At 74.1% G+C, this 13,640-nt stretch carries 15 protein-coding genes and 1 riboswitch; of the genes, 7 read left to right on the top strand and 8 right to left on the bottom strand.

What is annotated here, in order from left to right:
• Nucleotides 1–97: 97 nt before the first annotated feature.
• Nucleotides 98–850 (bottom strand): C40 family peptidase, encoded by a 753-nt coding sequence (locus tag EEW87_RS17165; RefSeq protein WP_123093429.1) that lies wholly within the window; start codon nt 848–850, stop codon nt 98–100.
• A riboswitch (cyclic di-AMP (ydaO/yuaA leader) is annotated at nt 846–1,009 on the bottom strand. (Overlaps the previous gene by 5 nt.)
• Nucleotides 1,010–1,243: 234 nt before the next feature.
• On the opposite strand from EEW87_RS17165, the gene EEW87_RS11065 reads away from it, so the two are divergent.
• Nucleotides 1,244–2,662, top strand: a complete 1,419-nt coding sequence (locus EEW87_RS11065; protein ID WP_123093428.1) for an aspartate aminotransferase family protein — start codon at nt 1,244–1,246, stop codon at nt 2,660–2,662.
• Between the two features lie 114 nt (nt 2,663–2,776).
• Here the strand turns inward: EEW87_RS11065 and EEW87_RS11060 are convergent, their stop codons facing one another.
• Nucleotides 2,777–3,274 carry a metallophosphoesterase family protein gene (locus EEW87_RS11060; RefSeq protein ID WP_123093427.1) on the bottom strand — a complete coding sequence of 166 codons (498 nt, stop codon included), beginning with the start codon at nt 3,272–3,274 and terminating at the stop codon, nt 2,777–2,779.
• A gap of 79 nt (nt 3,275–3,353) precedes the next feature.
• Between EEW87_RS11060 and EEW87_RS11055 the strand changes: the two genes are divergently transcribed.
• Nucleotides 3,354–3,674, top strand: a complete 321-nt coding sequence (locus EEW87_RS11055; protein WP_068270544.1) for a putative quinol monooxygenase — start codon at nt 3,354–3,356, stop codon at nt 3,672–3,674.
• Between the two features lie 50 nt (nt 3,675–3,724).
• Here the strand turns inward: EEW87_RS11055 and EEW87_RS11050 are convergent, their stop codons facing one another.
• A complete protein-coding gene (locus EEW87_RS11050; RefSeq protein WP_123093426.1) occupies nt 3,725–4,366 on the bottom strand; it encodes an isochorismatase family protein in 642 nt (213 codons plus the stop codon).
• Nucleotides 4,367–4,410: 44 nt separating this feature from the next.
• Nucleotides 4,411–4,713 (bottom strand): thiamine-binding protein, encoded by a 303-nt coding sequence (locus EEW87_RS11045; RefSeq protein ID WP_068270538.1) that lies wholly within the window; start codon nt 4,711–4,713, stop codon nt 4,411–4,413.
• 69 nt (nt 4,714–4,782) lie between these two features.
• On the opposite strand from EEW87_RS11045, the gene EEW87_RS11040 reads away from it, so the two are divergent.
• A complete protein-coding gene (locus tag EEW87_RS11040; protein WP_123093425.1) occupies nt 4,783–5,244 on the top strand; it encodes a VOC family protein in 462 nt (153 codons plus the stop codon).
• A gap of 128 nt (nt 5,245–5,372) precedes the next feature.
• Here the strand turns inward: EEW87_RS11040 and EEW87_RS11035 are convergent, their stop codons facing one another.
• Both EEW87_RS11035 and EEW87_RS11030 read right to left on the bottom strand, forming a co-directional pair.
• Complete coding sequence (locus EEW87_RS11035) at nt 5,373–5,738, bottom strand: hypothetical protein (protein ID WP_068270532.1); 366 nt, start codon at nt 5,736–5,738, stop codon at nt 5,373–5,375.
• A gap of 64 nt (nt 5,739–5,802) precedes the next feature.
• Nucleotides 5,803–6,603, bottom strand: coding sequence for a GTPase domain-containing protein (locus EEW87_RS11030; RefSeq protein ID WP_123093424.1), 801 nt, complete (start codon nt 6,601–6,603; stop codon nt 5,803–5,805).
• 152 nt (nt 6,604–6,755) lie between these two features.
• Between EEW87_RS11030 and EEW87_RS11025 the strand changes: the two genes are divergently transcribed.
• Nucleotides 6,756–6,941, top strand: coding sequence for a hypothetical protein (locus tag EEW87_RS11025; protein ID WP_068270527.1), 186 nt, complete (start codon nt 6,756–6,758; stop codon nt 6,939–6,941).
• Nucleotides 6,942–6,953: 12 nt separating this feature from the next.
• Here the strand turns inward: EEW87_RS11025 and EEW87_RS17225 are convergent, their stop codons facing one another.
• Nucleotides 6,954–7,781 (bottom strand): GNAT family N-acetyltransferase, encoded by an 828-nt coding sequence (locus EEW87_RS17225; RefSeq protein WP_318825914.1) that lies wholly within the window; start codon nt 7,779–7,781, stop codon nt 6,954–6,956.
• A gap of 114 nt (nt 7,782–7,895) precedes the next feature.
• On the opposite strand from EEW87_RS17225, the gene EEW87_RS11015 reads away from it, so the two are divergent.
• The 3 genes from EEW87_RS11015 to EEW87_RS11005 all read left to right on the top strand — a co-directional run bounded on the left by EEW87_RS11015 (nt 7,896) and on the right by EEW87_RS11005 (nt 10,486).
• Nucleotides 7,896–8,723 carry a peptidoglycan-binding protein gene (locus EEW87_RS11015; RefSeq protein ID WP_123093423.1) on the top strand — a complete coding sequence of 276 codons (828 nt, stop codon included), beginning with the start codon at nt 7,896–7,898 and terminating at the stop codon, nt 8,721–8,723.
• 69 nt (nt 8,724–8,792) lie between these two features.
• The gene (locus EEW87_RS11010) at nt 8,793–9,659 is read left to right on the top strand and encodes a peptidoglycan DD-metalloendopeptidase family protein (RefSeq protein WP_163562437.1); all 867 of its coding nucleotides are present in this window, start codon (nt 8,793–8,795) and stop codon (nt 9,657–9,659) included.
• The gene (locus tag EEW87_RS11005) at nt 9,656–10,486 is read left to right on the top strand and encodes a CHAP domain-containing protein (RefSeq protein ID WP_163562436.1); all 831 of its coding nucleotides are present in this window, start codon (nt 9,656–9,658) and stop codon (nt 10,484–10,486) included. Before EEW87_RS11010 ends, EEW87_RS11005 begins: the two co-directional genes overlap by 4 nt.
• Nucleotides 10,487–10,618: 132 nt before the next feature.
• Here EEW87_RS11005 and EEW87_RS11000 read toward each other — a convergent pair whose 3' ends face one another.
• Nucleotides 10,619–13,555: an AfsR/SARP family transcriptional regulator gene (locus tag EEW87_RS11000; RefSeq protein WP_123092908.1), complete on the bottom strand. Its 2,937-nt coding sequence runs from the start codon at nt 13,553–13,555 to the stop codon at nt 10,619–10,621.
• Nucleotides 13,556–13,640 lie beyond the last annotated feature (85 nt).

The following is a 13,640-nucleotide window of genomic DNA, read 5'->3' as shown; positions in this document are numbered from 1 at the left end:
TCGCTCGCTGACGGGACCACGATGCCTCACCGGGGCCCCGACGACGAAGGGGGACCCGCGGCGCTCGCCACGGGTCCCCCTTCGTCGGTGGGTCGGCTCAGAAGCGGCCGTAGCTCACCTGGTTGGTCCAGATGGCGCGCTTGCTCACGCTCGTGCCGCTGCGGCCCGAGTCGATGATCTTGCCGGCGCCGGCGTAGATGCCGACGTGGTAGGCGGGGGCGCCGAAGAAGACGAGGTCGCCGGGCTGGGGGTTGCTCGTCTTCCACGCGGCGCGGCGCTGGGCCTCGGCGGTGCGCGGCAGCGACTTGCCGTGCTGCTTGAGGACGTAGCCGGTGAAGCCGGAGCAGTCGAAGCCGGTCGACGGCGAGGTGCCGCCGTAACGGTAGGGGGTGCCGTAGTAGCGCGCGGCGGTCGCGACGATGCTCGAGGTGCGGGTGCTCGTGCGCGACGCGGTCTTCTTCTTCGCGGTCGTGGCGCGCAGACCCATCTTCGCGGCGGTGCGCGGACCGACGACACCGTCGGCGGTGAGGCCGTGACGCTTCTGCCAGCTCTTGACGGCGGACTTCGTGCGGGGGCCGAAGACGCCGTCGGCGCTCACGCCGACCTTGCGCTGGACCTGCTTGACGAGGCCGCCGCGGTGGCCCTGCCACAGCGTGCGGATGGTGGCGGTGCTCGTGCTCGACGCGGCGGTGGCGGCCGGGGTGGCGACGCTCGCAGGGGCGGCGGACGCGGCGCCCGCGGCGGGGACCGCGACGGCGACGGCGGCCAGGGAGGTGGCGGCGGTGGCGCCCGCACGGGCGATGGACGGGGTGCTCTTGGGCGCGCGGTGGCGGCCGGCATATGCGGTCATGTGTCTCCAGCGCCTTCGAGGTGAGCTGTCGGATTAGGGTGGAGATGCACCCCGCCGGTCGTCACGGTGGACGACCCGGCTTCACCCCGAGACCGGCTGACCGGTCGGTAGAAGTTGGGTCCCCCGCTCCCGCCATCGCAAATCAGGGGGACCTCCGAGCTGGCGGGACTCGGCGTGCCTGGAGGCCTTCCTCCCGTCGTCAGGAGGTGCCTGAAGAGTAGGCCAGAGACGCCGCCTTTACCAGCCCGTGACCTTCTTTTCTCGCCCGCCGACGGCGGGACGGCCCGCGACGGGCGCGCAGGGGGCGCTCGATCCCCCGTCGTCGGGGTCCTCGCGTGCGTCATGATGAGCCCACCACGGCGGCCGTCGGCCGCCCCGTCAGGAGGCGATGACATGTCCGACGCGACCCCGACCCCGAGCTGGCCGGCCGCGGACCCGGCGGCTCGACGGGTGCTCCCGTCCAGCTCCACCCCGCTCGACCAGGACCGGGTCCAGGCCCTGCTCGTCCAGGAGTGGGAGCGCTTCACCAAGGACACCCCCGGGTCCGGTGAGCACAACGCCCGCGCGAGCAAGTCGCTCCCGCTCGGCGTCACCTCGTCCTTCCAGCACTGGGAGCCCTACCCGATCTCCATCACCTCGGCGCGCGGGGCGCACCTCACCGACGTCGACGGCCGTCAGCTGCTCGACCTGTCGATGGGCTTCGGCGCGATGCTCGTCGGCCACCTCAACCCCGTCGTCGTCGAGCGCGTCCAGCACGCCCTCACCGAGGTCGGCACGCTCTTCGTCACCCCGTCGCCGACGGCGACGCGGGTCGCCGAGCGCTACCAGGAGCGCTTCGGTCTCGACATGCTGCGCTTCACGCAGTCGGGCACCGAGTCCCTCATGTACGCCGTCCGCGCGGCCCGCGCGTACACCGAGCGCAAGGCAATCATCAAGATCGAAGGGGGGTACCACGGCGGGTACGACGCCCTCCAGGTCTCCGTCAAGCCCGACCTCGCCGACGCCGGTCCCGCCGAGGCGCCGACGCCCGAGGTCCCCTTCGACGTCGAGGCCGGCACCGTCCACGTCGTGCCCTACAACGACCTGCCCTACCTGCAGCGCATCCTCGAGCAGCACGGCTCCCAGGTCGCGGCCGTCGTCATGGAGCCGGTCGTCGAGAACCTCGCGATCGTCCTGCCCGACGAGGGCTACCTCGCCGGCGTGCGCGCCGCGTGCGACGCGGCCGGCACCCTGCTGATCTTCGACGAGGTCAAGACCGGGCTCACCGCCGGCTACGGCGGCGCCTCGCAGCGCATCGGGGTCAAGCCCGACCTCGTCACCCTCGCCAAGAGCATCGGCGGCGGGCTCCCGCTCGCGGCCTTCGGCGGCACCGCGGAGGTCATGCAGGTCGTCGTCGACGGCCGGATGGCCCACTTCGGCACGTACAACGGCAACCCGCTCGTCATGGCGGCCGCCGAGGCCGTCGACGAGGTGTGCACCCACGAGGCGCTGCAGGCCGCCGAGGACATCAACCTCGGCACGCTCGGCCGGATCGACGACGTCATCCGCGAGCTCGAGCTGCCCGCGCACACCGTCGGCATGGGTCTCAAGGGCTGCGTCACCTGGTCGAGCGGGCCGGTGCGCAACTACCGCGACTACAAGGCGACCGACTTCGGCGTCGCCGAGCTGTCCTGGCTGTGGGGCGTCAACCGCGGCGTCCTCACCCCGCCCGGGCTCGACGAGCAGTGGCTCGTCTCGCTCGCGCACACGCAGGCCGACATGGACGGGCTCGTCGAGCAGTACACCGAGCTCGGGCGCGCGCTGCGCGGCTGACCTCCACCCGGCCGGCTCTCCCGCGAGCTACCACGCAGTACTGGTCGTGATCACGACCAGTACTGCGTGGTAGCTGGGGTCGCGGCGAGGGTCGCGGCGAGGGGGGCGCGGGGGTCAGATCTCGACGACCTCGTGGCTCACGAGCCGCCCGTCCTCGACGCGCAGCCACCCGTAGGTGGGGCGGGGCTGGCGGCGCTTGTCCGTCGGCGAGCCGGGGTTGAAGAGGTGCACCGCGCCCGTGTCGTCGTCCATCGGGATGTGCGAGTGCCCGAAGACGACGAGGTCGGCGCTCTCGAAGCGGCGCCGCATGCGGCGGTCGCGACCCCCCTTCGCCCCCGAGTCGTGGATCATCGCGACCCGTAAGCCGTCGAGGTCGAGCTCGAGGGTCTCGGGCACCCCGCCGCCCCACGCGGCGACCTCGGGACCGTCGTTGTTGCCGAGGACGACGTGCACCGGGGCGTGCTCGGCGAGGGTGTCGAGGACGTCCGGTGTGCACACGTCACCCGCGTGCAGGACGAGGTCGGCCCGCTCGAGCGGCGCGCGAAGGGGGCCTGGCAGCGCCTTCCAGAAGCGGGGGGCGTGGGTGTCGGAGACGACGAGGACGTCGAGCATGGGGCCAGCGTGCCATCGTCGGGACGAGACCCCCGGGCCGCGGCCTCCCGGGCCTGCGCGCTCTGACATCGTGGGATCCATGATCCTCATCAACGTCAAGTTCGCGATCAAGCCCGAGCACGCCGACGAGTGGCCGCAGATCAGCCGCGAGTTCACCGAGGCGACCCGCGCGGAGCCGGGCAACAAGTGGTTCGAGTGGTCCCGCAGCGTCGAGGACCCGACGACCTACGTCCTGCTCGAGGCCTTCGACGACGACGGCGCCGAGCCGCATGTGCGCTCCGAGCACTTCGCGAGGATGCGCGAGGTCTTCCCCCAGTACCTCGTCTCGACCCCGCTCATCGTCTCGCGGCAGGTCGACGGCGACGGCTGGGAGCCCATGGGCGAGATCAGCGTCGACTGACCGCGCGGGCGAAGGGGGGACCGGACCGGTCCCCCCTTCGCCGCCTCCGGCTACCCCTGCGCCGGGCGGGACTCGCGCCCGCGCGCGGCCGACTCGACGAGGTTGTCCGCCGGCAGGGTGGCGCCGGCGCGGACCGCGTCGACCCACTCCTGCGTCGTGGCCACGGCAGCCCAGCTCGAGGCGAGCAGCGCCATGAGGGTGTCGTGCACCTGGCGCGCCGGTGCCGACCCGGCGGCGTTGACGATGTCGATCGCGCCGGTGGCGTCCGAGATCACCTCGACGGTCAGACCGAGCGGCTCGGCGGCGGCCGCGGACCCGAGGACGCAGTTGTTCGTCATGTAGCCGACGAGGGTGACGGTGTCGAGGTCGCGCTCGCGCAGCCACTCCTCGAGCCCGGTGCCGGCGAAGACGCTGGCGAAGGACTTCGTGATCTCGAGCGTCGCGCCCTCCGCGAGGGCGGCGACGTCGGGGTGGAGCTCGAAGGTCGGGGTCGCGGGGTCGAAGACCGGCGAGCCGGCAGGTGCCGCGTGCCGCACGACGACGACGGGCACGTCGGCGTCCGCGGCGGCGGTCATCGCCTCGACGACGCGGGCGCGCGACTCCTCGCGCGGCGGGTGCTGGATCTGCAGCAGACCCTCGAAGTACTCCTGCTGGACGTCGATGACGACGAGAGCGCGGCGGGGTGCAGCCATGGGGGATCTCCTCGGGTGGGGGCGTGCTAGCGGGTCGGGTCGGGTCAGTCGCGCAGGTGCTCCTCGACGCGCTGGACCTTCGCGTCGAGCATGCCGGTGTGGCCCTCGCGGATGTCGGCCTTGAGCACGAGCGAGACGCGCGGGCTGTGCGCCTGGACGGCCTCGCACGCGCGGCGCACGACGTCCATGCACTCCTGCCACTCGCCCTCGACGGTCGTGAACATCGCGTCGGTGCGGTGCGGCAGGCCCGAGTCGCGCACGACCCGGACGGCGGCGGCGACGGCCTCGCTCACCGAGCCCTCGGGGTCGGTCGTGGTGGACGGGGCGACGGAGAAGGCGACGAGCATGCCGCCACCGTAGCCAGGTCTGCTCGCCCAGGTCTGGTCAGCGCGCGGCCGTCGTGCCAGGCTCGGTCGATGGCCAGGACGCTCCAGGTGACGATCGACGCCGCCGACCCCGAGATGCTGAGCCGCTTCTGGGCGCAGGCCCTCGGCTACCGGATCCCGCCGCCACCCGGGCCCGAGCTCGCAGAGGGCGAGGACCCGCTCGAGGCGTGGCACGCCTTCCTCGCGGCGCGCGGGGTGCCGCAGGCTCGCTGGGGTGACGCGTCGGCGGTCGAGGACCCCGACGGGGTCGGTCCGCGGGTCTTCTTCCAGCGGGTCCCCGAGGCGAAGACGGTGAAGAACCGCGTGCACCTCGACGTCCGGGCCGCGCCGGGGCTCGAGGGGGATCAGCGGATGGCGGCTCTCGAGACCGAGTGCGAGCGGCTCGTCGCGCTCGGGGCGACCCGCGTGCGCCGCGAGGAGCCGGCACCGCCGATGTCGGCCGGCTTCGTCGTCATGCAGGACCCCGAGGGCAACGAGTTCTGCCTCGACTGACGGGGCTGTGGTGGTCTCGAGGCTCGCTGGCGCTCGCACCTCGACCAGCGAAAGGGGCTGGCCGGCGCTCGCACCTCGACCAGCGAAAGGGGCTGGCCGGCGCCCAGCACCTCGACCAGCGAAGAGCCCTACTCGTGGTCGCCGATGCCGGCGACCTCGTCGAGGTGCTGGAGGAGGTCGTGGGCGGCCAGCTCGACGGACTTGTGGTGCCACTCGGAGGCCCGGTAGACGCACGCGATGAGCGCCGAGCGGTGCACCCGACGCAGGTCGCCGTACGCGAAGGCGTACCTCCCCTTCGTCTCCTCGCCCGCGCCCTCGCACAGCCCGAGGTGCCACTGCGCGTACTCCTGCCACGAGTGCCGCTCGAGATAGGCGTTGCGGCGCTCCGCACCCGGCTGGACCTCCGTCCAGGTGCTGTCGAGGACGTACTGGCGGGCCTCGATGCGCTCGTGAGCGCGTGCGACCCCCGCCTCGTGGACGCGGTACTTCGCCATGAGGTCAGTCAACCGCTCGCGGACCGCGCGTGGGGCCGCACGGCCCCCACCCCTGCGGGTGTGCTCAGACGTGCCCGCTCAGCTGCGCCATCCGCGTCTCGAGGGCGCTCAGCTGGCGCTCGGCGGCCGAGCCCTTGCCGAGCTTCGTCCCGTCGGGCGCGGCCATCGGCAGCACGTCGATCGACAGCTTCGCCCCGCCCGCGAGCGAGCGCAGTTCGTCGAGACGCCGGGCGAAGGGGGACCCGCTGCCGGGGGAGTAGTAGCGCACCGCCTCGTCGAGCTCGTCCTCGAAGAGGTCGGTCTTCGTCACGACGACGACGAGCCAGATCGGGCGGTCGCGGCGCACGGCCATCGAGGCGATGCGGTGCGCGGTGATCGACCAGTCCTCGAGCTCGTCGGCGAGCAGCTCCTCGCGCGTCGCCTGCGCGACACCGGTGGTGCCGCCGGTGCGCCGCGGGGTCGCGTGCCCGTAGGCGACGACGTGGAGCACCCCGTCGACGGGGTCGTCGTGGAAGACCTCGTCGAGCGCGCTGAGCCGGGTCGCCGCGTTGTCGCCGGGCACGACGCGGAAGCGGAAGCCACGCCCCTTCGCCGTCTTGCGGGTGCGCCGCTCCATCGTCGCCGACCCGACGTCGTCGCTGCCCAGGGTCGGGCTGCGCCGGGCGAGGGTGTCGGCGAGGCGGGTCTTGCCGACACCGGTCATCCCGGTGACGGCGACGGTGGGGAAGCGGCCGCGGAAGAGGTGGGTGAGGTGGCCCGGCCCGTTGGTCAGCGCGCCGAGCGCACCGCCGGCGATGCTCGTGCCGATGGCGGTGCGGGCCGGGCCGCTGAGGCTGGAGCGCACGGATCGGCTCGAAGGGGTCATCGTCGTCACCTCGGGTGGTGGGCGGGTCGGTCAGGACCCAGCCCATCACACCCGCGGGGGTTCTCCGGCCTCCGACCTGGGCGGTCATCACGCAACACCCGCGAAACACGTTCTCTCACAACGGGAAACACCGAGGGTGTGAGATCCCGTGCATGGCCAGGACACGCTCCGCACGATCGCTCCGCACCGCCCGCGCCGTCGCCTACCGCTGCCGGCGGCACACGACCTTCCGCGTCATCTGGCCGGAGGTCGACGCCCCGCTCGTCCACCCGTGCCCGTCGTGCGGCATGGCCTCGCTGCGGCTCATCGGCACCCGCCCGGACTCCGTCAGCGCCTGACGGCAGGCCCGGTCAGCGCCCGAGGAGCAGGAGCAGCAGCGGTGCCAGGTCGTCGGGCAGGGGGTCTCGTGGGTCGAGCCACCTGACCTGCTCGATCTCGGCCGCCGGGTGCACGACCGGGGCGCTCTGACCCTCGAGCGCCGGGTGCTCGAAGACCGTCGCGAGCAGCTCCCGACCCGCCTCGTTGGCGGCGGCGGTCCGGTGCACGCCGACGAGCCGCAGCAGCGCCGGGTCGAGCCGCAGCCCGAGCTCCTCCTCGACCTCGCGCACCGCGCACGCGTGCGCGCTCTCGCCCGGCTCGGGCTTGCCGCCGGGCTGCATGAAGAGCGAGGTGCCGCGCTTGCGCACGGTGAGGACCTGGCCGTCCGCGTCGCGCAGGGTCACCGCGCTGACGACGATCGCACCGGCCCGCCGTGGCGCGTCGGCGCCGAGCGCCGCGTGGACGACGCTGTCGTGCCACCGCCCGCCGACCCACCGGTCGTGACGGGCCACCCCTTCGCGCCTCAGGCCGACCGCCTCGGCGACGCGGCCCGCCCGCTCGTCGCGCGGGTCGGTCCGCGCGACGACGCGGTGCAGCCCGTGGTGGTCCAGGGCGAGGGAGAGCACGTCCGCGACGGCGCCGGTCACCTCGGTCTCGTCGACCCCGTCCGCGAAGGCCCAGGCCAGCTCGCCGGTCGCGCGGGACTCGTCGAGGGCGAGCGCGAGCGACCCGACGACCTCGCCGGCACGCTCGGCCACGAGGTCATACCGGGCGGCGAAGGGGGCGACCCATCCGTCCTCGTCGGGGCGGCGGTCACGCACGACGAGCGCGCCGACGGGCGAGGGGAGGGGGAGGGGCACGGCGCCAGTGTGTCGCACGGCTGCACGCGGGTGTAGCCAGGCTTCAGCCCGGTGATAGCCCCACCGGGCAGCGTCGTCCCCACGAGCACCGCCGGACCCCGGGGAGGACCACCCATGGAGCACATCGCACGCCGCACCGTCCTGAGCACGACGCTCGTCGGGGCCCTCGGCACCCTCGCCGTCGGGCCCGCCGCGGCCGCCGGCACCGTCGACATGGAGGCGGTCGTCCTCGCCGCGCAGCTCGACCCGGTGAAGACCGGGACGGGGCTGACGCCCGGCGCCGCGACGAGCGTGCGACTCGTCGAGCAGGCGCTCCTCGCGAAGGGGATGCTCGCCGCGAGCTACGTCGACGGGCACTTCGGCACCGCGACCCGCACCGCGTACGCCCGGTGGCAGCGCTCGCTGGGCCACTCGGGTCTCGGCGCCAACGGCCTGCCCGGCCGCTCCTCGCTCGTGGCCCTCGGGTCCGGCCGCTTCACGGTGACCCGGCAGATCTCGCCCGGCGCCCGCACGAGGTACGACGGCCACCCCTTCGCCACGCGCACCGTCGCGATGCTCGTCGAGGCCAGCCGGCTCTCCGGGGTCGAGCCGCGTGTCGAGCAGGGCTCGTACTCGCCCGGCACCGACCCGACGTCGGCGGGCACCCACGACGGCGGCGGTGCCGTCGACCTCGACGCCGAGGCGCTCACCGCGACCCAGCGCACCCGGCACGTGCGCAGCCTGCGCCGTGTGGGCTTCGCCGCCTGGCTGCGCACCCCGTCGCAGGGCGACTGGCCGCTGCACATCCACGCGGTCGCGATCAACGACACCGACCTCTCGACGCCCGCCCAGACCCAGGTCGGCCGGTACTACCTCGGCCGCAACGGGCTGGCGAGCAACGCCCCCGACGACGGCCCGGCCGTCACGAAGGTCACCTGGGAGCAGTACCGACGCACCCGGTGACACCCCACGCACCTCGTCGCCGGGACAGGCCCGGCGGCGGACCACCGAAGACCCAGGGAAGGCAGCACGATGAGACGACCACGCACCCGACACCTCTCGGTCCTCGCCGCGACGGGAGCCCTCGTGGCCCCGATGGCGCTCGCCCTCGCGCCGGCGCAGGCGGCGGGGCGTGACGGCACCTGCCAGAGCGGGGAGTTCTGCTACTACTACAACTCGGGCCAGGCCGGGTCGGTGTCGGACTTCACGACCTCGATCGGTGACTACGGCACGAGCCAGCCGGGCTGCTACGACTTCAAGGGCGCCGGGGCGGGCAAGGGCGTGTGCGTGAAGAACAACGCCGCGAGCGTGTGGAACCGCACGAGCAAGACGGTGACGGTCTACTACAACTCCAGCTACGGCGGTGCGACGCAGAAGATCGCCGCGGGCGGCAAGGCCAACCTCAACGCGACCCTGAAGAACAACAACGCCTCGCACCGCATCGGCTCCCCGCCGGCGGGCACCGGCAGCTTCCTGCTGCCCTTCCCCTGCGGCGAGACGTGGGCGGCCGGCACCCGGACCAACCACAGCCCCCAGCTGTCGGTCGACTTCAACCACTACCCCGACGACCTGGGCTGGAAGGTCTACTCCTCCGCCCCGGGCACCGTCTCGACGGTGCGCGACCTCGGCGGCAGCTCGTACGGCAAGTACGTCGTCATCACCCACTCCGGTGGCTGGCAGACGCTCTACGCCCACCTGCAGTCCTTCAACGTCACGGTCGGCCAGAGCGTCTCGGCGAAGACGATGATCGGGCGCGTCGGGAGCACCGGCGGCTCCACCGGACCTCACCTGCACTACGAGCAGAAGCAGAACGGCGTCGTGAAGAAGGCGACCTTCAAGGACGGCAACCCCGTGTACTACGGGAGCAAGAACCTCGCGCGGAAGAGCTCGTGCCCGTGAGCGCCGTGACCCGTCGGGCCGGGGTGAGCGCCGCCGCCCTCGGGCTGCTCGTCGCGCCGGTCGTCGCCGCCCCGACGGCGCAGGCGGCGGGGCGTGACGGCACCTGCCAGAGCGGGGAGTTCTGCTACTACTACAACTCGGGCCAGGCCGGGTCGGTGTCGGACTTCACGACCTCGGTCGGTGACTACGGCACGAGCCAGCCGGGCTGCTACGACTTCAAGGGCGCCGGGGCGGGCAAGGGCGTGTGCGTGAAGAACAACGCCGCGAGCGTGTGGAACCGCACGAGCAAGACCGTGACGGTCTACTACAACTCCGGCTACGGCGGTGCGACGCAGAAGATCGCGGCGGGCGGCAAGGCCAACCTCAACGCGACCCTGAAGAACAACAACGCCTCGCACCGCATCGGCAGCACGGGCGGGGTCAAGGCCGGCGACGACTACCCGTACAAGGGTCAGTCCAGCGGCATCGACCGGTGGAACTTCTACAAGGGCGAGTGCACGAGCTTCGCGGCCTGGGCGCTCAACTCGCGGATGGGCGTGAAGTTCACCAACCAGTACAAGGGCGCCAGCCGCTGGGGCCACGCGAAGAACTGGGACAACACCGCCCGTGCGGTCGGGGTGCCGGTCTACTCCCGGCCGAAGGCGGGTGACGTCGCCGTGCGCGAGGGCGGCACCTTCGGTCACGTCGCCTTCGTCACGAAGGTCAACGCGAACGGCACCTTCGAGGTCGACGAGTACAACTACGGCGGCGGCTCGCGCTACAGCCACCGCACGACCTCGGTGGGGACGGCGAACAGCCAGTTCAGCTCCTTCATCCGCTTCCGCTGACGGCTCACGGCGACGGGCGTCCCGGCATCGCCGGGGCGCCCGTCGTCGTGAGTGGGGGGCGAAGGGGAGAGGCGACGGGGTGGGAGAGGCGAGGGGGGCGACGGGGGATGCGTGCGGCGCAGGCCGCCGCGGTCAGGCGCTCCGCGCGTCCAGCTCGTCGGCCCGCGCCTGCAGGGCCCGGGCCGCGGCGACCGACCCGCGGGCCAGCTCGACCCGGGCCAGCCCGCGCAGGCACTCGGCGGCGTCGGGCCGGGTCGACCCGCGGTCGAAGATGCTCGCCGCCCGCCCGAGCGCGAAGGCCGCGTGCTCGAGGTCCTCGCTGTCGCGGTCGGCGCGCTCGGAGAGGATCTGGCCCCGGACCCGGCTCACGTGCGCGAGGCAGCGCTCGTCGCCGAGCCCCTCGAAGACCTGCTCGGCCTCGCCCAGCGCCGCGAGCGCCCGCGCGGGGCGCCCCTGCCGGCCGTGCACGACGGCCAGCTCGCGCAGCACGACCGCCTCGCGGTGGCTGTCGTCGACCTCGCGGGCGAGGCGTCGTGCGCGCTCGAGCTCGGCGACCGCGGCGTCGAGCTCGCCGAGATCGGCGAGCGCCCGGGCGATGCCCCATCGCAGGTGCGCGGCGGCGGCCGGCGCGGTCGGGGTGACGATGCGCACCGCGCGCCGCAGGAGGGGCAGCGCGAGATCGGGTCGTCCGGTGAGGCGGTGGCACACGGCCCGGGCGCCGAGGGCCATCGCGACCCCCCGCTCGTGCCCGACGGACTCGAAGAGCTCGAGCGCCTCGTCCGCGCAGCGCGCCGCCTCGGGCATCCGCGAGTGGTAGAGGTGCAGCTGGGCCCGCGAGCGCAGCAGAGCGGCCCGGCCGAGCGGCTCGTCGGTGACACCGTCGGCGACGTCGTGGCACTGCGCCCAGTCGACGAGGTGGGCCCGGGCGTCGAGATAGGGCACGAGCGCGACGGCGAGCTGCCAGCACGTGCTCCGGCGGTCGTGCCGGGCCGCGGTGCGCACGGCGGCGAGGAGCCCGGCCCGCTCGGCGTCGAACCAGCCGAGCGCACCCGCGGCGACCTGCTCCATGGCCTCGGCGGGCGTGCTGACCTCGGCGAGGTCCTCGCCTCTCGGCGGGGCGAAGGGGTTCGGCGGCAGCGCCTGCGTCGCCTGGCGGGCGAGCTCGAGCCAGGTCGCGAGGAGCCGGTCGAGGGCCGGGTCGACGACCGTGGCGCCCAGACCGGCGCACCGCTGCGCCGCATCGGGGAGCAGCACGTCGTCGAGGCGGAAGCGCGGCCGGCCTTCGGCGCACGAGGTGGTGAGCAGGTGGGCGTCGACGAGCTCGTCGAGATGCCCGTCCGCCACGGCCGGCGCGACGTCGAGGAGCGCGGCAGCCGCCCAGGCCGGCAGGTCGGCCGGCCCGCCGAGGGCGAGCAGGGCGTGCAGCCGGCGGGCGCCCGGTGTCAGGGGTCTCAGGGCCCGCCCCACGCACGCGCTGAGGTCGAGCGAGCCCAGCCGCATCCCCTCGACGAGCCGGTCGTTCTCGACGAGCCGGTCGAGCGCGGTCTGCACTGACCACCCGGGACGGGCCGCGAGCCGGCCACCGACCGCCCGCACGGCGAGGGGCAGCCGGCCGCAGCGCTCGACGAGGTCGGCCGCCGCTCCCGGTTCGGCGCCGACGCGCCCGTCGCCGACGACCCGGTCGAGCAGCTCGACGGCGTCAGCGCGGCGCAGTGCCGACAGCGCGACCCGCGCGGTGCCCGGCGCGTCGGACAGGTGGTGCCGGGCGGTGACGAGGAGCGCGCTCGCGCCACCGGTGGGTGCGACGGCCCGGACCTGGTCGCCGTCCACCGCGTCGTCGAGGACGACGAGGACCCGCCGCTCGTGGAGATGGGCGCGCAGCAGGGCCGCTCGTGCCGGGGCCGACCCGGGCAGGTCGGGGATCGCGAGCTGGACGAGCAGCTCGGCGACGAGCTCGGCCGGGGGTCGGGGGCTGCCGTCGAACTCACAGCCGAGCAGGTAGGCCTGGCCGTCGGGGTGGCGATCGGCCACGGCAGACGCGGCGCGCAGGGCGAGAGCGGTGCGCCCGGTCCCCGGGCCGCCGTGGACGACGACCACCGGGGCGGGTGCGCACACGCCTCGGGGCCGCAGCCGGCGCACGACCTCGGCGAGCTCCTCCTCACGCCCGACGAGCGCCTCCGGTGCGCACGGGACCCGAGGCCGCGGGCGTGAGATCGGGGCAGCGGGGACGTCTGGGGGAGGGGACGCCGGAGCAGCGGCGGACGGGGCAGGAGCAGCCGCGGCCCGCCTGGGCGAGGGCCGGGCGGCCCGGGTCGCACCCCGCAGGATCTCGTGGTGGAGCGCCTGCACCTCGGCGCACGGCTCGACCCCGAGCTCCTCGACGAGCACCCGGCGCAGCCGACGGTAGACCTGGAGGGCCTCGGCCTGCCGCCCGGTGCGGTGCAGGGCGGTCATGAGCTGCGCGCACACGTGCTCCCGCACGGGGTGGGCCGCGAGATGACGGGTCAACGGTCCGACCGCCTCGGCGTGCAGGCCCTGGCCGAGCAGCGCCGCGAAGCCGGTCTCCTCGACCTCCCTTCGCAGCTCGGCGAGGCGCTCGACCCGGGCCCGCACGACAGGGGTGGCCACGACGTCCTCGAAGGGGTCGCCGCGCCACAGCCCGCGCGCCCCGTCGACCACCTGGGCCGCCCCCACGGGGTCACTCGCGGCGAGGGCCGCCCGGGCGACGACGAGACCTCGCTCGGCCCGGTCGGCGTCGGTCCCGAGCGTCGCGACGTCGAGGGCGTAGCCCGTGGTCGTCGTCGTCAGCGCGTCGGCAGCGCAGGCTGGCAGGGCGCGACGCAGGTGCAGGACGTAGCCGTGGACCTGGGTGCGCGCCGAGGCGGGCGGGGCGTCGCCCCACACCTCGCGGACGAGGGTCTCGACGCTCACCGGGTGCGGTGCGCGGGCGACGAGGGCGGCGAGCACGGCCCGGCGCTTCGGCGAGCCGATGGTGCGCCAGGCGCTCCCGTCGTGGACCTGCAGCGGCCCGAGCACGCCGAGATGAGGTCGTGGGTCGTCGTCCGGCATGCATGCACTCCCCTGCGCGTGGCACCGAAGGCCCAGGATCCCAGCCCCACCACCGCGCGGGTCTACCTCGCCCTGGTCAAGAGAT

Source organism: Janibacter melonis (assembly GCF_003721155.3).
Classification (GTDB): Bacteria; Actinomycetota; Actinomycetes; order Actinomycetales; family Dermatophilaceae; genus Marihabitans; species Marihabitans melonis.
The sequence above is the reverse complement of the archived record's forward strand: the minus strand, read 5'-3'. Positions and strand labels throughout refer to the sequence as shown.